The organism is Mesorhizobium sp. B2-3-4 (genome assembly GCF_006442315.1).
Taxonomy (GTDB): Bacteria; Pseudomonadota; Alphaproteobacteria; order Rhizobiales; family Rhizobiaceae; genus Mesorhizobium.
The window spans coordinates 76,853-100,851 of record NZ_VFVY01000018.1; the positions used below are offsets into that span (position 1 = coordinate 76,853).

General features: G+C 63.1%; 19 protein-coding genes. 12 read left to right on the forward strand and 7 right to left on the reverse strand.

Going from position 1 to position 23,999, the window contains the following annotated elements; translation table 11 throughout:
* The first annotated feature begins 46 nt into the window (after positions 1-46).
* Positions 47-1,474 (forward strand): NADP-dependent phosphogluconate dehydrogenase, encoded by a 1,428-nt coding sequence (gene gndA / locus FJ967_RS24180; RefSeq protein ID WP_140734499.1) that lies wholly within the window; start codon positions 47-49, stop codon positions 1,472-1,474.
* Here gndA and FJ967_RS24185 read toward each other — a convergent pair.
* Positions 1,471-2,523, reverse strand: coding sequence for a LacI family transcriptional regulator (locus FJ967_RS24185; protein WP_140734501.1), 1,053 nt, complete (start codon positions 2,521-2,523; stop codon positions 1,471-1,473). The two genes, gndA and FJ967_RS24185, sit on opposite strands and share 4 nt — an antisense overlap.
* A 376-nt stretch (positions 2,524-2,899) precedes the next feature.
* Between FJ967_RS24185 and FJ967_RS24190 the strand changes: the two genes are divergently transcribed.
* The 7 genes from FJ967_RS24190 to mgrA all read left to right on the forward strand — a co-directional run bounded on the left by FJ967_RS24190 (position 2,900) and on the right by mgrA (position 10,294).
* Positions 2,900-4,138: an ABC transporter substrate-binding protein gene (locus FJ967_RS24190; protein WP_140734503.1), complete on the forward strand. Its 1,239-nt coding sequence runs from the start codon at positions 2,900-2,902 to the stop codon at positions 4,136-4,138.
* A gap of 85 nt (positions 4,139-4,223) precedes the next feature.
* Positions 4,224-5,117 (forward strand): sugar ABC transporter permease, encoded by an 894-nt coding sequence (locus FJ967_RS24195; RefSeq protein ID WP_140734505.1) that lies wholly within the window; start codon positions 4,224-4,226, stop codon positions 5,115-5,117.
* Positions 5,110-6,045 carry a carbohydrate ABC transporter permease gene (locus FJ967_RS24200; protein ID WP_140734507.1) on the forward strand — a complete coding sequence of 312 codons (936 nt, stop codon included), beginning with the start codon at positions 5,110-5,112 and terminating at the stop codon, positions 6,043-6,045. Before FJ967_RS24195 ends, FJ967_RS24200 begins: the two co-directional genes overlap by 8 nt.
* A 5-nt stretch (positions 6,046-6,050) precedes the next feature.
* A complete protein-coding gene (locus tag FJ967_RS24205; RefSeq protein ID WP_140734509.1) occupies positions 6,051-7,148 on the forward strand; it encodes an ABC transporter ATP-binding protein in 1,098 nt (365 codons plus the stop codon).
* A 54-nt stretch (positions 7,149-7,202) separates the two neighbouring features.
* Complete coding sequence (locus tag FJ967_RS24210) at positions 7,203-7,955, forward strand: sugar phosphate isomerase/epimerase (protein ID WP_140734511.1); 753 nt, start codon at positions 7,203-7,205, stop codon at positions 7,953-7,955.
* Positions 7,956-7,960: 5 nt separating this feature from the next.
* Positions 7,961-9,103, forward strand: a complete 1,143-nt coding sequence (locus tag FJ967_RS24215) for a Gfo/Idh/MocA family oxidoreductase (protein ID WP_140734513.1) — start codon at positions 7,961-7,963, stop codon at positions 9,101-9,103.
* Positions 9,104-9,247: 144 nt separating this feature from the next.
* Complete coding sequence (gene mgrA / locus FJ967_RS24220; protein ID WP_140734515.1) at positions 9,248-10,294, forward strand: L-glyceraldehyde 3-phosphate reductase; 1,047 nt, start codon at positions 9,248-9,250, stop codon at positions 10,292-10,294.
* Positions 10,295-10,364: 70 nt separating this feature from the next.
* On the opposite strand, the gene FJ967_RS24225 is transcribed toward mgrA, so the two are convergent.
* A complete protein-coding gene (locus FJ967_RS24225) occupies positions 10,365-11,462 on the reverse strand; it encodes a trypsin-like serine protease (RefSeq protein ID WP_140734517.1) in 1,098 nt (365 codons plus the stop codon).
* Between the two features lie 398 nt (positions 11,463-11,860).
* Here FJ967_RS24225 and FJ967_RS24230 point away from each other — a divergent pair, with 398 nt between their 5' ends.
* Positions 11,861-12,952, forward strand: coding sequence for a serine protease (locus tag FJ967_RS24230; protein WP_140734519.1), 1,092 nt, complete (start codon positions 11,861-11,863; stop codon positions 12,950-12,952).
* Positions 12,953-13,117: 165 nt separating this feature from the next.
* Positions 13,118-14,926 (forward strand): hypothetical protein, encoded by a 1,809-nt coding sequence (locus FJ967_RS24235; protein WP_246675368.1) that lies wholly within the window; start codon positions 13,118-13,120, stop codon positions 14,924-14,926.
* Positions 14,927-15,102: 176 nt separating this feature from the next.
* On the opposite strand, the gene amrB is transcribed toward FJ967_RS24235, so the two are convergent.
* From amrB to FJ967_RS24260, 5 genes are all read right to left on the reverse strand, one after another.
* Positions 15,103-16,767: an AmmeMemoRadiSam system protein B gene (gene amrB / locus FJ967_RS24240; protein WP_181176129.1), complete on the reverse strand. Its 1,665-nt coding sequence runs from the start codon at positions 16,765-16,767 to the stop codon at positions 15,103-15,105.
* 71 nt (positions 16,768-16,838) lie between these two features.
* Positions 16,839-19,871 (reverse strand): caspase family protein, encoded by a 3,033-nt coding sequence (locus FJ967_RS24245; RefSeq protein ID WP_246675369.1) that lies wholly within the window; start codon positions 19,869-19,871, stop codon positions 16,839-16,841.
* Positions 19,872-19,873: 2 nt separating this feature from the next.
* Positions 19,874-20,578 (reverse strand): hypothetical protein, encoded by a 705-nt coding sequence (locus FJ967_RS24250; RefSeq protein WP_140734525.1) that lies wholly within the window; start codon positions 20,576-20,578, stop codon positions 19,874-19,876.
* A complete protein-coding gene (locus FJ967_RS24255; protein ID WP_140734527.1) occupies positions 20,575-20,955 on the reverse strand; it encodes a hypothetical protein in 381 nt (126 codons plus the stop codon). The genes FJ967_RS24250 and FJ967_RS24255 overlap by 4 nt, the downstream gene beginning before the upstream one ends.
* A gap of 120 nt (positions 20,956-21,075) precedes the next feature.
* Positions 21,076-23,277 (reverse strand): caspase family protein, encoded by a 2,202-nt coding sequence (locus FJ967_RS24260; RefSeq protein WP_140734529.1) that lies wholly within the window; start codon positions 23,275-23,277, stop codon positions 21,076-21,078.
* Between FJ967_RS24260 and FJ967_RS24265 the strand changes: the two genes are divergently transcribed.
* A complete protein-coding gene (locus FJ967_RS24265; protein ID WP_140734531.1) occupies positions 23,270-23,569 on the forward strand; it encodes a hypothetical protein in 300 nt (99 codons plus the stop codon). The genes FJ967_RS24260 and FJ967_RS24265 overlap by 8 nt on opposite strands.
* Positions 23,548-23,952: a Fur family transcriptional regulator gene (locus FJ967_RS24270; RefSeq protein WP_140734533.1), complete on the forward strand. Its 405-nt coding sequence runs from the start codon at positions 23,548-23,550 to the stop codon at positions 23,950-23,952. Before FJ967_RS24265 ends, FJ967_RS24270 begins: the two co-directional genes overlap by 22 nt.
* Positions 23,953-23,999: the final 47 nt, after the last annotated feature.

Sequence of the window (23,999 nt, forward strand, 5' to 3'; positions counted from 1 at the left end):
TGAGTGCGAGCTCGAAAACACCAGATCCGAAAGCAGGGAAGAAACGATGGAAAAAGCCGAAATCGGCCTGATCGGCCTTGGCACGATGGGTTCCAACCTGGCGCTGAACATCGCCGAGCATGGGCATCGCATCGCCGTCTTCAACCGCACAAGGGCGCGCACCGACGCCTTTCTGGAAAGCGCGGGCGCGCTGAGGGATATGGTTGTTCCTTGCTACAGCCTGGAGGAACTCGCCGCCGCGATCCGCCCGCCGCGCCCGATCATCATCATGGTACTGGCCGGCAAGCCGGTCGACGAGCAGATCGAAGCGCTGCGCGGCGTGCTGTCGGGCAACGACATCGTCATCGATGCCGGTAATGCCAATTTCCGCGACACGATGCGGCGCTTCTCCGAACTGTCCGGCTCGGGCCTCACTTTCATCGGCATGGGCGTGTCCGGCGGCGAAGAAGGCGCGCGCCATGGTCCGTCGATCATGGTCGGCGGCACGGAGGAGTCCTGGAAGCGCGTCGAGAAGGTGCTGACCGCCATCTCGGCAAAATTCAAGGACGAGCCCTGTGCCGCCTGGCTGGGCACCGATGGCGCCGGTCATTTCGTCAAGACCATCCATAACGGCATCGAATATGCCGACATGCAGATGATCGCCGAGATTTACGGCATTTTGCGTGACGGACTGGGCATGGGGCCGAAGGACATCGGGACGGTGTTTGAAAACTGGAACAAGGGCCGGCTCAACTCCTACCTGATCGAGATCACCGCCAAGGTGCTGGCCGCCGACGATCCCAAGACCGGCAAGCCGGTGGTCGATATCATCCTCGACCGCGCCGGCCAGAAGGGCACCGGCAAATGGTCCGTCATCGAGGCGCAGCAGCTCGGCATTCCGGCGACCGCAATCGAAGCCGCGGTGGCGGCGCGCGTGCTCTCATCGATCAAGGATGAGCGGCAGGCGGCGGAAAAGGCCTATGGCAATAGCGGCGTGACGAAGATTTCCGGTGACAGGGACGCGCTGTTGCATGATCTCGAACTGGCGCTGTTCGCCGGGAAGATTGCTGCTTACGCGCAGGGCTTTGCCGTGATGGCCGGTGCCTCGAAGGAATTCAACTGGAACCTGCCGATGCCGACCATCGCCAAAATCTGGCGCGCCGGCTGCATCATCCGCTCGCAAATGCTCGACACGATGGCGGAAGCCTTCAGCAGCGGCGGCGCCTCGACCAATCTTCTGATGGCCCCGGCTTTCATAAGCCTGATGCAGGAGGCGCACCCATCGCTGCGGCGCATCGTGGCGAGGGCTTCCGAAGCCGGTGCCCCGGTGCCGGCGCTATCTTCGGCGCTTGCCTATTTCGACAGCTACCGCCAAGGGCGCGGCACTTCGAACCTGATCCAGGCGCAACGCGATTTCTTCGGCGCTCATGGTTTCGAGCGCATCGGCGAGCAGGGCGCTTTCCACGGGCCCTGGGGCAGCGGCGCGGCTGGCTAGCCGCCCGAACGTGGGTAGGCCAGGACCTGGCCAGGCTTGCTGAGCGATTGCAGCGAGCCGGGTGCCTCGCCGCCGATCCAGCCCAGCACCGCGCGCGCGAGCTCCGAGCCCGCCAGCCGGAAATTCTCGTTGACGATGAGCAGTTCCGGCCGGAACAGATGCAAGAGGTCGGACGATTGTTTTGAGACGATATCGACGTCGCGGCCAAGCTTGAGGCCGGCGTCCTCGATGCCGGCGACGAGCGCCAGCGTCGCTGCGGCGGCACTGCTGACGAAGCCGTCCGGCCGATCCTTGCGGCGCATCAGCTGCGCGGTCCGCATCCTGATCTGGTCGATCGACTGATCGATCGAGACGGTGTTGAACGGTACCTCGCTGGCGCCGACATCAGCCAGCGCGTCGACAAAACCGTTCACCGTGTGGCTATGATAGGTGAGGCCGACGGGCGGGGTCAGAAGGGCAAGGCGGCCCCGGCCCCTGCCGGCGAGGCAACGCACGGCTTCGTCCGCGAAGGCGTAGTTGTCGAAATCATGATAGGGGTGCACCAGCCCCATATCGGTGCGGCCATGCGTGGCGAACGGTATGCCGCGCTCCAGCATGTAGCGGGCGCGCGGGTCGTTCGGCTGCGTGCGCGAGATGATGACGCCGTCGGCGGAACCGGTCTCGACGAGGTAGCGAACCGGATCCAGCGGATCCTGCGAACGCGAGTAGGGCGTTACGATCAGGTGATACGGCGTGTCGGCAATGACTTCGGTGACGCCATAGATGATGTCGGAGACGAAGCTCATGATCTCCTGCTCGGTGTTGAGCACGAGGCTGATGACATTGGTCTTGCCGGTCCTCAGACGCACGCCGGCGCGGTTGGGCCGGTAGCCGATCTGCTTGGCGACGAGCTGGACGCGGCGCCTGGTCTCGGCGCCGATCTCCGGCGCGTCCTTCAGCGCGCGCGACACCGTAGTGACGCCGAGCCCGGTCATGAAGGCAAGCGTCTTCAGCGTCGGCCGCTCCAGCGCCGACGCGTCCTCGTTCTTTTCCGTACGCTGTCTGTCCATTCGTCCCGCCCGTCAGGCGCATAGCAGTCACAGGCCGGGTCGGCAATCGCGGCGATCCGCAACAAGGCGTGATTTCAAGCCCGGCATGGTTCCAATATACTGAAACGTTACAGATTGCCATGTCGGATGCGGGGGCGGTGGTAGGACTGCGGATTGCCGGCGACCGAATTTCTTTGCGAATCCAAGGCGAAGTGCCTCTTCGTTGTGATTTTGCGCCGCAATGACTGCATGTTGCAGCGCAGCGCGTCCGATGTGCGCCAGAATTTGTTCGCGACTCGAAAAAATATAAGACCGCCCACTTGCCCGGGGTTGCGCCATCCGCGCAATTGCCGTATCGAAAATCTGTAACGTTTCAGATTTCTGGGAGGAAGCCGAAATGCGATACAAATTACTGACCGCTGCCTTTGCCGCGACAGTTGCGCTCAACGTCGCCGGGCCGGCGGCCGCGACCGATCTGGAAGTCACCCATTGGTGGACCTCCGGCGGCGAGGCCGCGGCGGTCGCCGAGCTCGCCAAGGCGTTCGACGCCACCGGCAACCACTGGGTCGACGGCGCCATCGCCGGATCCGGCGGCACGGCACGGCCGATCATGATCAGCCGCATCACCGGCGGCGATCCGATGGGGGCCACCCAGTTCAATCACGGCAGGCAGGCGGAAGAACTGGTTCAGGCCGGCCTGATGCGCGACCTGACCGATGTCGCCACCAAGGGCAAATGGACGGAAGTGGTGCGGCCGAAGAGCCTGCTCGAATCCTGCACCATCGACGGCAAGATCTACTGCGTGCCGGTCAACATCCATTCCTGGCAGTGGCTGTGGCTGTCCAACGAAGCCTTCCAGAAAGCCGGTGTGCCAATGCCGAAGGACTGGAACGAATTCGTTGCCGCCGCACCGGCGCTGGAAAAGGCCGGCATCGTTCCGCTCGCCGTCGGCGGACAGGCCTGGCAGGCCTCCGGCGCCTTCGATGTGCTGCTGGCGGCGGTCGGCGGTACGGACGCCTTCCTCAAGGTCTACAAGGACAAGGACGCCAAGTTCGCCGCCGGACCCGAAATCGGCAAGGTATTCAAGGCGGCCGACGACGCCCGTAAGATGGCCAAGAACACCAATGTGCAGGACTGGAACCAGGCCACCAACATGGTCATCACCGGCAAGGCCGGCGGCCAGATCATGGGCGACTGGGCGCAGGGTGAATTCCAGGTCGCCGGCAAGACCGCAGGCAAGGACTATACCTGCCTTCCCGGCCTTGGCCTCAACGAGGTCATCGCGACGGGCGGCGACGCCTTCTACTTCCCGCTGCTCAAGGACGCCGACAAGGCCAAGGCTCAGGAAGTGCTGGCCGAGACCCTGCTCGATCCCAAGACCCAGGTCGCCTTCAACCTGAAGAAAGGCTCGCTGCCGGTGCGCGGCGACGTCGACCTCAACGCGGCCAACGACTGTATGAAGAAGGGCCTTGCCATTCTGGCCAAGGGCGCGGTCATCCCGTGGACCGACCAGTTGCTGTCGCAGGACAGCCAGAAGCAGAAGGAAGATCTGTTTTCGGAGTTCTTCGCAAAGCCCGACATGACGCTCGAAGAGGCGCAGAAGCGCTTCGCCGACATCATCGCTTCGGCCGATTGATCTCAGGCGCCCCCGCCAGCTCCCGGCCCTTGCCCATCGAGGGTCGGGAGCGTGATGCCCTCATTGTCCCAGCACGGCTGCCAAGATGAGCAAGAGCGAACGCCCCAACCAGCTTTTCCGCAACCTCAATGCGAAGATCGCCTCGATCCCGATGGTGCTCACCGCGCTTGTGGTGTTCGTCGGCGGCACGGCATGGACGGTGCTTTATTCCTTCACCAATTCGAAGCTGCTGCCACGGCTGAATTTCGTCGGGCTCGACCAATATTACCGGCTGTGGGCGACGCCGCGCTGGCTGATCTCGATCGAAAACCTCCTGATCTACGGTGTGATCTCACTGGTGTTCTCGCTGGTGATCGGCTTTCTGCTGGCGGCCCTGCTCGATCAGAAGATCCGCTTCGAGGACACGTTCCGCACCATATTCCTCTACCCCTTCGCACTGTCCTTCATCGTCACCGGCCTTGTCTGGCAATGGCTGCTCAATCCGGATTTCGGCGTCCAGGGCGTGGTCCGAAGCCTCGGCTGGACCAGCTTCGACTTCAATCCGCTCTACAACTCCAGCATCGTCATCTACGGCATATCGATAGCGGCGCTTTGGCAAGGCACCGGGCTGATCATGTGCCTGATGCTGGCAGGCCTGCGCGGCATCGACGAGGATATCTGGAAGGCCGCAAGGGTCGACGGGATACCCATGTGGAAGACCTATCTCTTCATCATCATCCCGATGATGCGACCGGTGTTCATCACCACGCTGGTGATCATCGCGTCCGGCATCGTCAAGGTCTACGACCTCGTCGTCGCGCAGACCAGCGGCGGTCCCGGCATCGCCTCCGAAGTGCCGGCAAAATATGTCTATGACTACATGTTCTTCGCCCAGAATCTCGGCCAGGGCTTTGCCGCCTCGACCATGATGCTCTTGTCGGTGATGATCGTCATCGTGCCGTGGGCCTATCTCGAATTCGGAGGCCGCAGGCGTGTCTGACCATGCCATCTCCCTGGCCGCTCCCCACGCCGCCATCCGCGCCGATGCCTCGGGTCCGAGCGGGCCGAAGCCGCGGCACGTGTTCTCGCGCCGCAACATCTTCCTTTACGGCACGCTCGTCGTGGTCGCGCTCTACTACCTGCTGCCGCTCTATGTGATGGTCGTGACCTCGCTCAAGGGCATGCCGGAGATCCGCCTCGGCAACATCTTCTCGCCGCCGCTCGAGATCACGTTCGAGCCCTGGGTCAAAGCGTGGTCACAGGCCTGCACCGGCCTCAACTGCGACGGGCTCTCACGCGGTTTCTGGAACTCGGTGCGCATCACCGTGCCCTCGGTGATCCTGTCGATCGCCATCGCCTCGGTGAACGGCTATGCGCTCGCCAACTGGCGCTTCAAGGGCGCCGACACCTTCTTCATCATTCTCATCGTCGGCGCCTTCATCCCCTATCAGGTGATGATCTATCCGATCGTCATCATCCTGCGCGAGATCGGCCTCTATGGCAGTCTGAGCGGCCTGGTGATCGTACATTCCATCTTCGGCATGCCGATCCTGACGCTTCTGTTCCGCAATTATTTCACCTCCATGCCGGAGGAATTGTTCCGGGCGGCGCGCGTCGACGGCGCCGGCTTCTGGGGCATCTATCTGCGCATCATGCTGCCGATGTCGCTGCCGATCTTCGTGGTCGCCGTCATCCTGCAGGTGACCGGCATCTGGAACGACTTCCTGTTCGGCGTCGTCTACACCCGTCCCGACACCTATCCGATGACGGTGCAGCTCAACAACATCGTCAACTCGGTGCAGGGCGTGAAGGAATACAACGTCAACATGGCCGCCACCATCCTGACCGGGCTGGTGCCGCTCGTCGTCTACTTCATATCAGGCAAGTTGTTCGTGCGCGGCATTGCCGCCGGCGCGGTGAAAGGATGATGGCGATGGCGGCGAACGGCACCAGCGTCTCGATCCAGGACCTGTCGCTGAACTTCGGCGCGGTCTCGGTGCTGCAGACGCTCAACCTCGATGTCGCCGAAGGCGAGTTCATCGTGCTGCTCGGTCCTTCCGGCTGCGGCAAGTCGACCCTGCTCAACTGCATCGCCGGCCTGCTCGACATTTCGGAAGGCCGCATCTTCATCAAGGGCAAGAACGTCACCTGGGAAGAGCCCAAGGACCGGGGCATCGGCATGGTGTTCCAGTCCTATGCGCTCTATCCGCAGATGACGGTGGAGAAGAACCTGTCCTTCGGGCTGCGTGTCGCCGGCGTGGCCAAGGACGACATCGCCAAGCGCATCGCGCGGGCGGCCGAGATCCTGCAGATCGAACCGCTCCTGCAACGCAAGCCGGCCGCGCTTTCCGGCGGCCAGCGCCAGCGCGTGGCGATCGGGCGGGCACTGGTGCGCGATGTCGATGTCTTCCTGTTCGACGAACCGCTCTCCAATCTCGACGCCAAGCTGCGCTCGGAACTGCGCGTCGAGATCAAGCTTTTGCACCGCAAGCTGCAGAACACGATGATCTATGTCACCCACGACCAGATCGAGGCAATGACGCTGGCCGACCGCATCGCGGTGATGAAGGGCGGCGTCATCCAGCAGCTCGATGCGCCGCAGACCATCTATAACAGGCCGGTCAACCGCTTCGTTGCCGGCTTCCTCGGCTCGCCAGCGATGAATTTCATCGAGGGACAGATGGAGACCGGCACGCCGGCGGTGTTCAAGGCGGGAGATCTAGCCATACCGCTCGATCGCTACGATTTCGAGAGCGCGGGCAAGGGCGGCGGGCCTTGCGTGTTCGGAATCCGGCCCGAGCACGTGATCTTTGGCGAGGCCGCGAACTCCATGCCCTTCGTCACCGATGCCACCGTCGAGATCGTCGAGCCGATGGGCTCGGACACGCTGGTGTGGACGAAGCTCGGTGACCGCAATTTTTCCTTCCGTGTCGAGGCGGAGAAGACGCTGCGCAATGGCGATCCGATCCGGATCGGTTTTGATCCAGCCCGCGCCTCGCTGTTCGATACTCCTTCCGGCAACCGCATGTAGCTTCCAAGAAACCATCCTCCCCAAGACCATCCCCAAGCAGAACGGACAGAGACGATGAACTGGTCATTCCAACTTTACAGCGCCCGCAATTTCTTGCCCTGGACCGATGTGCTCGAAATGCTCGGCAAGCTCGGCTATGCCGAGGTCGAAGGTTTCGGCGGCGTCTATGACGATCCCAAGGCCTTCCGTGCCGAACTCGACAAGAACGGCCTTGCCATGCCGACCGGGCATTTTTCCATCGACGCGCTGGAGAATGATTTCGACGGCGTGCGCAGGATCGCCGAAGCGCTCGGCGTCAAGCTTTTGATCTGTCCCTATCTGATGGCCGAGGACAGGCCATCCGATGCCGCCGGCTGGCGCGGCTTCGGTGAGCGCCTCGCCAAGGTCGGCGAGGCAGCCTCGAAGGCCGGCTACGGCTTTGCCTGGCACAACCATGATTTCGAATTCAAGAAGCTCGCCGACGGCTCGGTGCCGCAGGATCACATCCTGGCGGCCGCCTCCGACATCGGCTGGGAAATGGACGTTGCCTGGGTGGTGCGCGGCGGGGCCGATCCGCTGCCCTGGATCGAAAAGCACGGCAAGCGCATCAGTGCCGTGCATGTCAAGGATATGGCGAAGCCGGGCGAGGGGCTCGATGAGGATGGCTGGTCGGATGTCGGGCATGGCACGATCGACTGGGCTGGCCTGATCAAGCTATTGCGAGCCAGGAGCGCGGCAAAATACTTTGTCATGGAACAGGACAATCCCAACAACATCGAGCGCTATGCAAGACGCTCGATCGCGACAGCCAAGAGCTGGCAGGAGTAACGGAAATGGCAGACAAACTTGGCGTCGGCGTCATCGGCTGCGGCAACATCTCGAAGGCGTATTTCTCGCTCTCGCCGCTCTTCCGCGGCATCAAGATGCGCGCCTGCGCGGACATCAACATGGAGGCCGCGAAGGCGCGCGCGAAGGAGTTCAAGCTGCGCGCCGAGACGGTCGACGACCTGCTCAAGGACGACGAGATCGACATCATCGTCAACCTGACCATTCCGGCCGTGCATTACGAGGTGTCGAAAGCCGTGCTTGATGCCGGCAAGCACGTCTATTCGGAAAAGCCCTTCGTTCTTTCGGTGAAGGAAGGGCAGGACCTGAAAAGCCGGGCCGAGAAGAAGGGCCTGCGCATCGGCTCGGCGCCCGACACTTTCCTCGGCGGCGCGCATCAGCTGGTGCGCGAGCTGATCGACAGCGGCAGGCTCGGCGCCATCACCAGCGGCACCTGCCATGTGATGAGCCACGGCATGGAGCACTGGCACCCCAATCCGGACTTCTTCTTCCAGCCGGGCGCCGGGCCGGTGCTCGACATCGGGCCGTATTACGTCACCAATCTGATCCAGCTGATCGGACCGGTGAAGCAGGTGACGGCGTTCACCGCGACGCCGGCCAAGGAGCGTACCATCTCGTCGAAACCACGCGCGGGCGAAAAGATCCCGGTCAACACGCCGACTACTATCCACGCCCTGCTCGAGTTCGAAAACGGCGCGGTGGTGACGCTCAACACCAGCTGGGACGTCTGGAGCCACGGCCACGCGCCGATGGAACTCTATGGCGAGGCCGGCACTGTCTTCGTGCCGGACCCGAACTTCTTCGGCGGCGAGGTGCGCTTCACCGACGGCGCCAAGCCCGTCAAGAAGCTGCCCAAATGGTATCACCCGTTCGGCGTGCCGAACGAGATGCACGGCCATGGCATGATGGCGAACTACCGCACCGCCGGCCTTGCCGACATGGCGATCGCGATCACCGAAGGCCGACCGCATCGCTGCTCGATGGAGCTGGCGCTGCATGCCGTCGATGTCATGACCGGTATTCTGCGCGCCGGTGAGACCGGCAAGGTCGTCGCCATGCAGACGGCCTGCGAGCGGCCGGCAGCCCTTGGCGTCAAGGAAGCGAAGGCGCTGCTGGCCAAGAAGAAATAGCGGCTGTCAGGCAGGTCGGGTGATTATCGATAATTTTTCAAATCCCCTCTCCCCGTTTCGCCGGGGAGAGGTTAAGGAGAAGGGCAAGCATCGATTCAATTCTCCTGCGGCGCTCCCCCGCCGCCCGATCCCCGAGGATGTCCCATGTCCTATATCGCCGCCGAAAACCGCTACGAGAAGATGATCTACAATCGCTGCGGCCGCTCCGGCCTGAAGCTGCCGGCGATCTCGCTCGGGCTTTGGCACAATTTCGGCAACGACACGCCGCACAAGACCAAGCAGGCGATCGTACGCAAGGCGTTCGACCTCGGCATCACGCATTTCGACCTCGCCAACAACTACGGCCCGCCACCCGGCTCGGCCGAGACCGCCTTCGGCGAGATCCTGCGCACCGATTTTGCGCGATATCGTGACGAACTGATCATCTCGACCAAGGCCGGCTATGAAATGTGGGCCGGTCCTTACGGCGAATGGGGCGGGCGCAAATACATGCTGGCCAGCCTTGACCAGAGCCTGAAGCGGATGGGGCTCGACTATGTCGACATCTTCTATTCGCACCGCTTCGACCCCGACACGCCGCTGGAGGAAACCATGGGCGCGCTCGACCACGCGGTGCGTTCGGGCAAGGCTCTCTATGCCGGCATCTCGTCCTACAATTCGCAGCGCACCCGCGAGGCCGCCGACATATTGCGGCAGCTTGGCACGCCATGCGTCATCCACCAGCCGAGCTATTCGATGTTGAACCGCTGGGTGGAGGAAGATGGACTGCTCGACACGCTCGAGGGGCTCGGCGTCGGCTCCATCGTGTTCTCGCCGCTGGCGCAAGGCATGCTCACCGACAAATATCTCGGCGGCATTCCCGATGGCAGCCGGGCGTCCCAGGGCAAGTCGCTGAAGACGGCTTTCATCAACGACCGCACCATCGCCAACATTAAGGCTCTCAATGCGATCGCGGCCAAGCGCGGCCAGACGCTGGCGCAGATGGCGCTGGCCTGGGTGCTGCGCAAGGGCAAGGTGACATCGGCGCTGATCGGGGCCAGCCGGCCCGAACAGGTCGAGGACTGCGTCGGGGCGCTGAAGGTGCTCGACTTCAGCGACGCCGAACTCGCCGAGATCGACACCTACGCGCGCGAGTCCGACATCAATCTGTGGGCGGCCTCCGCCGAGCGCAAAGGCCCGCCAAGGAAATAACGCGGCCTGAAAGCTCAAACAAAAACGGCGGGAATATTCCCGCCGTTTTTGCATCCGCAATGTCCTGGCGTCAGGGCGTTTTCGGCTTCATGGCCGTACCCAGCCCCGGCTTGGGCTTTTCCGGCGCCGGAGCCTTGGTCTTCATCTTCTCGTCGATCCAGCCGGTGTAGTTGGCCAGCCGCGTATAGATGCCGTAGGCGTCCTTGTGGCCGCAGGCGGCACTGCCGTCGGCCGGGCCTTCGCCCCAGGAGACGACACCGACCTGGACCGGACCGTCGGCGCCGGTCATGAACAGCGGACCACCGCTGTCACCGTTGCAGGCGTCACGCACACCGCTCGTCGTGCCGGCACAGATCATGTTCGACGTCAGCGGGTCGGTCATGTCGGCGGCGATGGCATTGGCGGCGGCGTCGATGCCCTTTTCCGAATAGCGCATGCGGTGCGACAGGTCGCCGAGCGCGGCCTTCAGGTCGTGGGCGTAGATGGCCTTGATGCCGCTGTTGCAGGCGCTATTGGGCTGGAGGTCGAGATCGGCGACCATCAGCGTGGTCGGGAAGGTGCCGTCCTGCATCTTGCCCCAGCCGGTGACGGTGGTCTTGCCGGTCTCGGGCGTCGCGTCATGGGTCAGCTTGATTGTCGGCGCATCGGCCGGCTCGGCAAGCCGGAGCAGGCCGAGGTCGTTGTCGAGCGTCTGCTCGCTATAGCCCTCGTTGACGATGACTTCGATCACCTTGTGACGCTTGCCTTCGCTGAGATCCGTGGCGCCGGTCAGCACCGTGACGCTATCGGGCGAGATCGGATGTCCCTTGTCGTTGAGGCAGTGCGCAGCCGTCAGCACCCATTGCGGCGCGATCAGGCTGCCGCCGCAAAACTGCGCATTGGCCTGCGAGGCCGGGTTCTCGTCCAGCCGGTTGGTGGTGAGCAACGCGACCTGGAACGGATAGGCGCCCTTCTCGGCCTGATTGCCGCCATAGACGCGATCGTCGCCGTCGGGATTCTCCGCCGCTGCCTTGGCCCTGGCTTCGTTCACCCGTTGCATCGGCGAGACCGCCGCCTCTGGCCTGACGGTGCCTTCGTCCGCCCAGCCGGTGTTGATTGAAGCGACGGCAGCGGCGATGCCAAGCAGCGATGCGGCAATGATTGGCCCGAACCGATTTGTGATGTGCACCTGAACCTCCTGAGACAATTCTCGCGCGCGGATCGGCTCCGGGCCTTGTGCAAGGAGGTTGCCGGTTTCGACGACCCCGCACCGCGCCGTATCGAACGGTGCGCGATCGGTCACAAAACCGAATCCCACTTTTGCTAACCGTGCCCGCGAGCAGAACCCGCACAAAACTCTATAGCCCCCCACGGGCTACGTGGAAGCGATTTGTCATTGCCAATGTTGGATTATTTTAGGCAGTATACGGCCGGGAAATTTTTTTGGCGGGGCCTTGAAAATGACCGCCCAGAACAACGGTCGGGGGGAATGCCGGCAAACAAACTGATTTTTCGGCGTCACCACGATCTCGACAATATTTCTGTATTTTGATCCAGTCCTTGCTGACTTTTTGGGAGAGTCTCACCATGACAAAACTGACAAACGCTATGATTGCGTCCGCATTGCTTTCCACGGCGATGTGGGCGGTTCCTGCTTTCGCCGATCCCGGCTCGGCCAGTTCCGGCAACGGGGAAAGCATGCGGGACGTGACTTCGGGTGACTTCAAGCCTGGGCGGGCAAAACCGATCACGACACCGAAACTTACCGATGAAGACAGCCGCGCCGCTCCGCTCACCGACGAGGCGACGGCCGTCAAATCCTACGGCATCGTCGGACGTTCCGCCGATGGCAAGGAGATCAAGATCGAGCCGAGCGAAGCGCTGCGGGAACTGATCATCAAGCAGTTGAACGCACCGGCCGACGGGCCGGAAGGTACCCAGCGCAAGACCGAGGATCCTGATCTTGGCGAAGGCGAAGCCGGCCGCCAGGTTTTCGGCACCGACGATCGCGTGCAGGTCAAGAACACCAAGACCTATCCGTTCTCGGCCATCGGCTATCTTGAAGCCAAATCGCCGAAGACCGGCAGCTATGGCAGCTGCTCTGCAACGCTGATCGGTCCGCGCACGGTGCTCACAGCCGCGCATTGCCTCTATAGCCATGAGGACAAGGACTGGTTGTCCGAGTATCTGTTCGTGCCAGGCCTCAACGGCAGCACGGCAGATGACGCCCCGTTCGGCGCCTTCACCTATGAAAGCGCCTATGTGCTGCAGGGCTTCATCGACAATTACCAGGGCTATTATGGATCGGTGATCCCGTGGGATCTGGGCATCATCACACTGAAGCAGGATGTCGGCACCAATCTCGGCTGGCTGGGCTACGCCAATTATGACGATCTCGGCGATTTCACCGCCAACCTCGTCGGCTATCCCGGCGACAAGCCGATGGGCACGATGTGGAAGGCAAGCTGCGAAGTGCATGCCGAAAACATCGCTCCGGAATATTTCCAGTACGACTGCGACACGTTCCCGGGATCGAGCGGCAGCTCGGTCTATGCCTACGACAACAACTCCAAGCAGCGCATCATCACCGGCGTCAACGTGGCGGAAAGCCCCGACGCGAACACCGCCGTGCGCCTGAATGCGGCCAACATCCAGTGGATCAACAGCCTGTACAAATAATTTTCGTACCGGCAGTTACGGCAAGGCGGCGGGTCAATTCCGCCGCCTTTTTTATGCCGGCCCCGCGCACGGCTTCTCTTGCACGCGGCCGGCGCGCCGACTACGCTTGAGCGCCCAAGGGGTTGGGTGTCCAAAGGGGTTTGGAGCATGGCGCGGGCAAGGGCAGTGCTTGATATCGCGGCCGCATTGATGCTGGCCATGCCGACGCTTTCATCGGCTTTCGCCTCCTCCGCCGCGGGGTCAGGCGCCTGGGCCGAGCGCGTGCAGATCCTTTATCAGAGCGACACCCGCTCGGTACTGCGCAGGACGGTGCGGGTGTGGGACTTGAACCCGGAGAAGGGCCTAGACTTCACCTGGGAGCCGGCGGCGGGCCAGTCGCCCGACCGGACGATCGCCAGCGATGGGACGATCAACGGCAAGGGCAGGCTGGTCTGGCGTGTGCGCGGTTCGGCGAGCTACGATCCCAAAACCATCTATTCCAGCTATTTCGGCGATGTCAGAAACGGCCGGCCCGACGGGCAAGGCCGGCTCGACCTGCGCTCGGGCGAAGTTTTCGAGGGACATTGGCTCGCCGGAGAACTCGATGGAAAGGGCATGCATGTCGATGCCGATGGCAACCGCTATGAAGGACAGTTCGTCAGGGGCGTCCCGAATGGCGAAGGCAGGTTGCTGTCAAAGACGGGTGAGATATTCGTCGGCTCATTTGTCGACGGGCTGAAGGACGGCAAGGGCCAGACCCGGCTCGCCGGCGGCACCGTCTATACCTCGCAATGGGTCAAGGGCACGGAAATCGGCGGCTCGCGTCCCGACGTTCTGGCCGATGCCAGGGTAAGCGGCCTGCTCAAGGCGCAGGCCGGTGGCGGCGATGCCGACAAGGTCGAGATCGGTGTCATCGTGGACCAGCGCATGACCCAGCAGACCGACACGAAGTACCAGCATCTGGTGCGTGACGAGGACGTCGCCATCTATCCGGAGGACAATCTCTACAACGACGCCTGGAACGGCACCGGGCAGATCAACACGAACAATGTCTATGAAGGCCCTGACTGGGAGGACGCGCCGGCCTTTGCCGAGGTCGACCTGAACACGACGGACCAGTCAAAGGTCAAGCTCGACAGGCTTGAGATGAAGGTCGCGGCCAGCGACGCCTACCGCAAGCCGATGCTGTCGATCTCTGAGCATTTCGGCTGTATCGGCTTCCGTCCGGATTTCTCGGTCGTGAACAATGGCTGGGGCGATGCCAAGGACATGAAGATGTCGATCCAGTTCACCACGGTGGACGATGACGGCAATCCGACCGGCCAGCCGAGCCGCATGTTCACTAAAGACATCGGCGGTTTCGCCGACGGTGTCGACGTCTCGATCAAGAGCGTGCTCGACGAGGCCGGTGTCGATACGGCCAGTCTGGAGACGGGGCGTTTCCCCTGTCCCTCGGTCGACAGCCTCAATGTCTGCCGCAGCCAGCTCACCAACAAGATCAAGTTCGGCGAGGTCGGCGACTATCTCAGCAATTTCAACCAGGCCATGACGCTGCATGCGATCGGCAAGTTCGACTATTCCTGGGCCGACGACCAAGGCAATGTCTATCAGCAGAGCGAGCCGTTTCGGGCGCAGATGACAATGGCGATCTTCGAGGTTCCCGAATCGATGGCCGAATGCGGCGATGGCGGCGGCGGCAGCCCGGAGGCCATGCGCTACCAGAACATCGAATTCCCGATCGGCAAGCATGACTATATGATTCCCATGCCGGTGCGCGGCAACAAGACCATCAGCGCCTACACGGCGCGGCTGAAAATGTGGTCGGCCATGTCGTCGATCCATCGCTTCAGCATTGCCGCGCATTTCGCCGACGGCAGTGTGCGCGAGAGCAAGCCCGTGAGCTTCTTCTATTTCCGGCCGAAGCAGTCGCTGTTCGAAACCAAGACCGAGCCGGCGGCGTGTTATCTGCCCCGCCAGATGATCGGCTGCGGCTAAGGCATGTGGATATTCAGGTGATGCCGGCCTGTGCAAACGGCTGATCCGCTTCCCCGTTCTACTGCGTCGCAGTAGAACTAAGCTCACGTACGAAAAGTAGGCTCCGCTCCGGTTCTCGGTGTCAGTCGTTTTCGACTCGGCCTGACCTGAATCTCACATGCCTTGGCTGGTGGACGCTATTTGCGACCCATCTCGAAATAGTTGGGCAGCGGGATGAGCCGGGTGAAGATCGTGCCCTGGCCGAAGACGCGCAGTTCCAGCATCGATCCGGACGAGCGCCGCGCGCTCTGGTCGAAGAGGAAATTGCCCAGCGAATAGACCTCCGCCACATCGCCGCCGGCAAGCGGCACGATCGCCTCGCTCGACACATGGGGATGGCCACCGACGATGGCGGTGATACCGCGCAAGCGCATCTCGTCGGCGAGCCTGTCTTCGCGCGCCGATGGTTCGGTCTTGTATTCCCGGCCCCAATGGACAAAGGCGACCACCGGCCGTTCGGCATTCTCGTGCAGCAGCCGGTCGAGCAAGGTAGGGGTGATGAGGTCGGTGTTCTTTGACCCGTTGGTGTCGATGTCGGTCAGGCCGACGAGGTCGAGGTCGGCAAGCGCCAGCGTCTCGCCCTGGCCGAAATGCGCAATGCCGGCCTCGTCCAGCGCGCGCAACGTCTCGGCATAGCCTGACGGGCCGAGATCGTAGGCGTGGTTGTTGGCAAGGCCGACGCCAGCGACATGCAGCCGCTTCAGCATATCGACGGCGAGGCCTTGCGGCATTGCCAGCGTCATGTCGTCGATCGCTTCCGGCACGTTGGGCAGGATGACGCCCTCGAGGTTGACGATCAGCGGCCGCGAGCCGGTCAGCGACAGGATGCTGTCGACGATCCGGTCTGCGACGCCGTCGCGCAGCAGGATCTTCTTCATGGCGCGGCCGAAATTCACGTCGCCGGCGAGATAGTAGATCTTGTCGTTCGGCCGTGCCGGGCTGTTGAACCCGGGACCGAAGGCGCCGAACAGGGCCACCACATAGCTGGTGGTGCGCTCGACATAGTCCGACGTGTGTTCCTGCGAATTCTCGTTGGCGACAACCAGTGGCTGGGCGCCGAACAGTTCGCGCTGCAGCCTGGTCTGGATGTAGAGCGCGCCGACAGAATCGGCGTGATCGGGCTGACGGAGCGCGGCGATGCCGTCGAGCGAGCCGGCGGCCAGCATGTTGAGAGACTGCTGGTCGAACCGGCGCGCCTCATGCTGCGGCAGATAGTGCGAGAAGTCGGTGGATTCGACGATCAGCGTGTCCTGGTCGACGATGGCCTTGAGCGCCTCGGCAAGTCTGTCCCAGTCGCCGCGCCGCGCCTTCACCGACATCGCCACCGGCACGATTTTCGCCTCGGGAAAATAGTGGTGCAGGAAGGGCAGCATGGCGCGCACGCCATGTTCCTTGTCGAACAGGCAGGATTCCTCGACCATGTCGCCATTCTTCTCCAGAAGCCGAACCGCGTCGGTGTCGGCCCCGACGGGGCCGAGCACGGTGTCGAAGCCGCGCATGGAGGTGGCGTAAAGCTTGTGGGTCTTGTGGAAATGGTCCGGCGACAGGATGACGATGCGTTTGTAGCGGAAGCCCGAGGCGGCACGGAAGCCCAGCGCCACCAGCTCGGAAGCCAGGAGATGATGCGGCACGGTGATGCCGGTCAACCGCTGGTTGGAAGGCTGGACCTCGGCAACGCTGGAGATGGCATCGTCGAAGAGCTTCGCATCGTCGTAGAAGGGCGGGAAGTTTTCGGTGCCTGGCGGGCAGGTGACAGGGGCGGCCTGGGTTGGGAGTGGGAACAGGAGACTGACTACGAACATAAGCACAAAGATAGTTTGCGCCCAGGCCCCCCTCTGTGTCCTGCCGGACATCGCCCCCGGGCGCAAAGGCCTCACGGCTCGGCCAACACGATATTCTCGACGCCGCCGACATAATAGAACGGCTTCTGCTTCGAAGCGGTCAGCCGCACCACCTCGCGCGAGATGAAATCGGCGAGGCCGAACAGCGTCACGCCGCCATCCGAGGTTTTCGCCTTGCCGCGCAGACCCTCGAGGATCGAGTAGGTGAAGACGCCGTGGCCGAGTTCGGGCAATTCGGCGGCGGTGTTGTTGGCGGCGGTGGCGGAGAAGACGACGATGCGCGCGTCCTGCGCGTCCTTTTCCAGGCGCGGATTGAAGGCGTTGGCGGCGTGGCAGGTGTCGAGCAGCATGAAGCGCATGCCTTTGGCCCGCTCGACCGATTTCTGGATGTCGGACCAATCGACCAGCGAAGACCGCTTCCAACGGTCAGTGTCCTGTTTGCGGCCGTCGGTCGGGATGAAATAGTAGTCCTCGTCGATGTTGATGCCATGGCCGGCGACGAAGACGATGGTGGTGTCATGCTCACCCGGCTTGTCGAGGAAATCGGCGAGTTGGTCGTCGATCGTATGCGAGTCCGGTTCCATGATCTTGTCGGCACTGGCGACCGTGTAGGTCTGCTGCGCCTTGTCGGGATTTTCGTCGAGCGCTTCGCGATTGACCAGCACCAGCGTCTCCATCGACGAGAACAAGGGCGCCGATTTCTGCGCAACCACCTTGAGGAACTCGGTGGCGTCGTCGACGGGGTAGCGCAGGTCGCAGGCCCGGCCGGAGCAGGCGTCGGTCAGGAACGGATATTTGTCGACACCGATGACGGCGACATAGAGCTTGCCCTTGGCCTCGGCCTTCTCGGTTTTCCTCGCCAGCGCGGTCACGCTGCGCTCGGTCAGATAGCCATATTCGTTGGTGCCGGTGATGCGGATGGTGTTCTGGCCATCCTCGACCGGAACCTCGACGATGGTCTTGTCGCCATCGGCCGAGCGGGTGGCGATGTCGCCGACATTGCGGCTGTTCGACAGGATCGAGAAGCCGGAGACGTCGGCGCCGGCTTCCCTGGCGCCTGTTATCTCGACCGCGACATAGCCGTCGCGGGCCTTGCTCTGGTCGTCGGCGAGGCGGATGCCGAACTCCGGCGGCTTGCGCTCAAGAAGCTTCTGCAGCTCATTGTCGACGCCCGGCCGCATCTCCTTCACCGCCTGTTTGGCGCTGCGCAGGATGATTGCGCGGCGCACCATTTCCGGGCTCCAGAGATATTTCTTCAACTGGCCGGCGCGGATGAAGCGTCCCTCGTGGTCGCGGCCCTGGTTGACGTGCCAGCCGATGAGTTTGTCGCCCTCGTCGGAGGAATAGTAATAGCCCTGCGGCATCCAGGCGATCCATTGCGACCCGGCAAAGAACATCGACACGATCAGTTCGTGCGTCTCCAGGTTCCAGAGCCGGAGCGTCTGGTCGGCGCTGCCGGTGACCAGCAGGCCGGCCTTTTGCGAAGCGACCATGGCGTTGATCTCGCCGGTATGGCCGATGAATTCACCCGATACCCTGGCGGTCGCGGATTTGTATTCCAGCAGCGTGCCATCATTGCCGCCGGTGACCAGGCCAAGCCCGCTGTCGATCAGCGTGAAAGCGGAATGGGCAAAGCCGTTGGTGGCGTCGTTCTCGATCGTGCGCACCACCTTGCCGTCATGGGCGATCTCCAGCACCGCGTTTTCCAGCGCGTCCTTGCCTCCGGCCGCGGCGTGCAGCGACCATTGGCCGTCGGAAAGCATGGCCCGGGCAAACGAGTCCGGCTCCGTCAGCGGCTGCGGATCGTCGAAGAACCGCTCGGCGGTGGGCAACTTCAGCTTCTTGTCGAGCGTTCCCGGTTTTTCCGGGCAGGTGACGCGCTCGGGGCAGGGGTCGGCTCCGCCCCAGGCGATAACCCCGTTCGCCGCGTCGATGCCGACGGCGGTCACCGGTTCGCCGGCTCCTTGCAGCAAAGCCTTGCGTTCCCCCGTCGCCGGATCCCAGACCTGGATGGCGTTGCGGGTGCCGCCGGCTGTCGCCACCAGGGAGCCGTCGGCATTGGCGGCGCTTGCGTAGACCGTGCCGTCATGGCCGGCATAATCGAGCACCTTGTCGCCGGTGTCGGTGTTCCAGACGATGGAGCGGTGCTTGTCCGCGCAGCGATAGCCGCAGGAGGCGACCAGGCGCGACCCTTTGGCGAAGGTCAGCGAGCCGATGAGGAAATCCTGCATCGGCATGGCGTGCGCCAGCGTGCCGTCAGTAGCGTGCCAGAGCTGCACCAGCCCGTCCTTGCTGCCGGTGGCAAACAGGGCACCGTCCTGCGAAACGGCCAGCGCCATGACGCTGACATCGCGTAGCGGCTCGGCATCAGCCGGCAAGGCGATCTCCTCGCCCTTCGTGACATCCCAGAGCCGGATGCCATTGTCCGTCGTCGTCGCCGCCAGCCGGGTTCCCGCCGCGGCGAAAGCCAGTTTGTCGATGTGCCAGGAATCGGCGTCGAGCTTCTTGTCCAGCGTCCATCCCGATGCAGATTTGTCGTCCAGCTTCCAGAGATAGACGACGCCGTCGGCACCACCGGCAGCCAGCGTCTTTCCATCGGGAGAGAAGGCAAGATCATAGGTGGCGTAGTCGGCCCCCTTGAGCACGGCCTTCATCTTGCCGGTGGCGAAGTCGAACAGCCTGACATCGCCATAGGGCGGTTTGTCGCCAAGGCCGGCGCCGAAATAGCCGCCGGCGGCGATCGTCTTGCCGTCCGGCGAGACCGCGACCGCGAAGATCTTGCCATCGTTGCCGTTGCCGAGATAGCCGCGGATGGTGCGCAGGCTGACGCCCGCCTGCCAGTCCCAGATGCGGATGGTCTTGTCGTCCGAAGCCGAGACAAGGTCCTCGCCATCGGGCGTGAAGGCGAGATCGGTGACGCGCGCGCTGTGGCCTCCGGTGTCGAGATCAAGATGGAAATCCGGGGCGTCCTCGGCATGGGCAATCGAGGCCGCGACCAGGGTTCCGGCCATGGCAAGCCAGCGGCAGGCACGCAGAAGAGGCAAGCACAGCCCGACCTTTGCCATGTCTATTTGACTTCAGTCGACGGTTGGCCGCTGCGCACATAGGCTTCGATCGCCGTGGCGAAAGTGGGCGAGCCGGCCTTGCGCTGCTTCTCGACATAGCCGGCAAAATAACTCCAGAACGACACCGCATAGTCGCGGAAGTAGGCGTCGGTCACCTTGCGCGAACACAGATCGCCATCGACGCAGAAGGACAGCCGGTTGAGGAAATAGACGATGCGGTCGAAATTCTCGTTGAAGTCGGCCAGCGGCATGTCGCCGCCGGCGGCGGTCATCGCCTCGATGCCGATACGCTGACGGAATATCTGCTCCTCGGCCGGCGAAGGATTGGCGCTGAGCAGGTTGTCATATTTGGCGTTGAGGGCCGCGAGGCGGTCTTTCAGCGCCCGCTGCGCCTGCTGATAGTCCTTGGTCTCCCAGAGTTCGACCAGGGACATGGTCTGTTCGACGCGCTTCTGCTCCTGGTTGGCCAGGAACTGATAGACCGAGAAACCCAGAGTAAAGATGATGGCGAAACGCACCGCCATGCCCGACCAGGCGTAGACCAGCATGCGCCAGTCGCGGTCGGTGAACGGATTGCTTTCCTTTTTGATCTCATGGCTGCTCGGCCAGGGGAAACCTTCGGTGGTTTCCGGCAAGGCCTGCTTCGCCGGCGCCTTTGCCGGCGCGGCAACGTCTGTCTGCTTGGGCGCCCCCGCCGGCTTCTTCATTTGCAGCTGTCCAGTTCGATGGTGGCGGAGGGATCGAGGACCACGCCCGGCGTCTCGAGCTGCTTCTTCAGGCAGGCCAGTTGAGGGCGTGAGACGATGAACTGCATGTCCGGCTCCGCCGGTGCCTTGTTGGGCGACGGCAAGGCCTCGACGATGCCGCGCGAGGTGCAGCCGGACAGATCGACGACGATCGCGTCGCTGCTGGCCTTGGCAAACTGGTCGTACTGGTCGAGAAAGCACGTCGCCAGTTCCGAATTGATAACCACCTGCTTGGCGCAGAGGCCGCAGGCGTCCTGCGCCGAGGCGTTGGCGATCAGCAACATGCCGCCGGCAAGACCGGCAACCGTGGCGCGCCAGGAAAATACGGACTTCTTCACAATCGATCCCACCCGCTTCATGCGGCCGTCGTGCCCCAGGGCCGCAGCCTGCAATGTTCTCACATCACGCCAATCGCGCAAGGGCCGGCATACGGACCAGAAGGCCCGCGCCGGCGCCGCTCAAGCGCGCGGCACCGTCTCCATCGGGAAGATCATCACCGCTCCCTTGGGGCCGCTCTTGTCGGCAAGCCGCATCACCGAACGGGTCGATGGCGCCATGCCGATATCGGCGAGCATGTCGGAGAAGCTGGCGGGGCCAATCCCGCGCGTCATCGACGCGACACCGTCCTGTGCCAGGAAGCTCAGATCCTCCTTCTCGCTTTCCGGCGGCGCCTCGGTCAGCACCGCGATCATCCGCTCCATGCCGAAACTGGTGTCGGTGAAGGCCAGCAGCCCTTCCTCAAGCGTGGCCTGCGGCGCCAGCCGCTCGGCGACGATGTGGGTGATCGAATAGTCGCTGCCGACATAGAGCACGTTGATGTCGACCAGCTGGTCCGAGCTGTTCTTGGCCAGAACATGCACCTCGTCGCCGGGTGAAACGCGTGGCACCACCGAGGCCTGCAACGGCTCCAGCGCATCCTTGTCGCGGCGCTTGACCTGGAATTGCACGTCGACGTCCTCGGGCTTGTAGTCGGAAGCCACGGCCAGCCTGGAAAGCCCGGTGGCCCGGAAGATGGTGCGCAAATTCCTGGTCGTCGCATCGACGAGCTTCTGGCGGTCGTCGGGGTGGATGATGATCAGCGGCGGCTTGCTGCCATCCTTCAGGGTCACGTCGCCCGAGGCCGGCAGGAACCACAGTGCCGGCTTGTCGGTGGCATTCTTATCAGCGCCGGCAATGGTATTCTCGCGCATCACCGCGAAGCGCAGTTCGGCACTCTTGCCCGGATCGACCAGTTCGATGTTGAAGCCGGTCTCCTTGGCCGTGGCCAGTTCGTCGAGAACCGAGTTGACCAGCGCGGTTTCCGTCTCCAGTCCTTTGGTCGCTGCCGGGCGTGCGACGGCGAGCTTGTAATCGACGGCGATCTCCGCCACCCGGGCGTAGGCATTGGCGGGGATGTCAGCCACCTTGAGGGCCGGCTTCTTGTCGAACTCGACCGGCTTGACCCGGCTCTCCAGGTTCTTCGCCGATTCCACTTCGAGATAGCCGACCGCGTCCGACAGCGACGACAGCGCCGACGGCAGGATCGCGAGCTTGCTGCCGGGGGTGAGACGATGCAGCAGCCCGGCGCCGATGGAGGCCTCGCCGTCCTTGACGACGATGGGCCACTGCATGACCGCGTCCGTCTTGTCGGTGCCGAAGACACGCGCGTCGAGTTCGCCTTCGAAAAGCGGCGTCGGCCGGGTGCGGCTGTCGGCAGAATATTGCTGCAGCACGGCCTGGCCAAGCTGGCGATAGGTGACGTTGGGGTTTTCGGCGAGTTTCGACAGGATGGTGAAGGTGAACAGGCCGAAGCGCGGCGCGTCCGTCGTGCCTTTGGGCAACGGCATTTCCGGCGTCGTCTCGACGGTCTGCGCGGCATAGAAAGCCACCAGCTTGCCCTTGGTGATCGGCTCGCCGCCGGTCGGCGTCAGGTTGAAGGCAGGCTTGCGCTGGCCGTTCTCGTCGAGGCCGCGCGATGCGCCCGCGACCGTGTCCTCATAGGTCTTGATGGCTGCCGCCCTGGCAGCCTCGTCGCCGCCGACCAGGTCGGCGAACTCGACCTTGCGTTCCAGCTCGTCCTCAACATCGACCGCGCGGGTCGCGGTGCCGGAATGGCAGCAGTCGAACACCGCCCAGACGAAGGCGCCCTTGTTCCTGATGGCGTCGAGCGCATCGCCGATTTCGTTGTCGACCAGCGCGTTCGGCACGCCGGCATCCCTATTGATCCACTTCTCGATGTCGACGGGCAGGAATATCTCGTCGAGGCCGTCGGTCTCGTCGCCCTTGACCATTTCGGGCTGCTGGGCGCCGTGGCCCGACAGGTGCAGGTAGACGAAATCGTCGCGCTGCACCTTGGCGGCGAGGTCGGCGAGGGCCGCCTTGATCGCCTTGTGCGTCGGAAGATCCTGGGCGCCAGGCACGTCCTTGGCCAGCAGCGTGACGTTCTCGGGCGCGAAGCGCACGGGATCGGGCACGTTCTTCAGGAGATATTCATGCACCAGGCCGGCATCGTTCTTCGGCCCGATCAGCCAGTTCCTCTGCGGCAGGGCAGGATATTCGGTGCAGGCGACCAGCAGCGCGTGGTAAGTGCGCGATGCGGCCCGCGCGCGGAACGACACCGCACCAGCGGCCATCAGCGCGGACGTGCCGACAAGCAGCGTCCGGCGTGTCAATTTGATCATGATTGCTTCCCCAAGCCGATCGAATTTCCCAAGTAAGCCAAATCTCGCCGGGAATTTTGTCAGTATTTTGAATGTGGCCGGGCCAGTCAACCCGATGCAACGCATTGGGATCATTCCGACGGCGCCACCAATCAGGCAGTTCGGCCGCGACTTCAATCATGAAGATCGCGGAAACAGTGGCAAAGGCGCCGGTTCGTCGCTATTTCATTGGAAAGAGCCGCTCGCATGCGAAAAAGCCATGCGAGAGGCGCAACAAGCGGAAGCAGGATCATGGCGGCAAGGGATGTGCTGACGAAGAATCAGCTGTGCGTGCTCGAGAAGCTCGAGACCGCCAGCGGGCCGCTCAGCGCCTATACCTTGCTCGACCAGCTGCGCGAGCGCGGCTTCCGCGCGCCGCTACAGGTTTACCGGGCGCTCGACACGCTGGTGAAATCCGGCTTCGTGCACCGGCTGGAAAGCATCAACTCCTTCGTCGCCTGCGCCGAGCCGCACGACCACAGCCATTCGATGACCGCCTTCGCCATTTGCGACACATGTGGGCAGGTGACCGAAATGTCCGACCACGACGTCGATCACCGGCTGAACGAATGGGTCAACGCGACCGGCTTCGCCGCCAAGAAGGCGGTGATCGAGTTTCGCGGTGTGTGCGCGAAGTGCCGGGCCGAAGCGGCCTAAGGTGTATTGATATTCAGGTGAGGCCGGCCTGCAAATGGCTGATACCT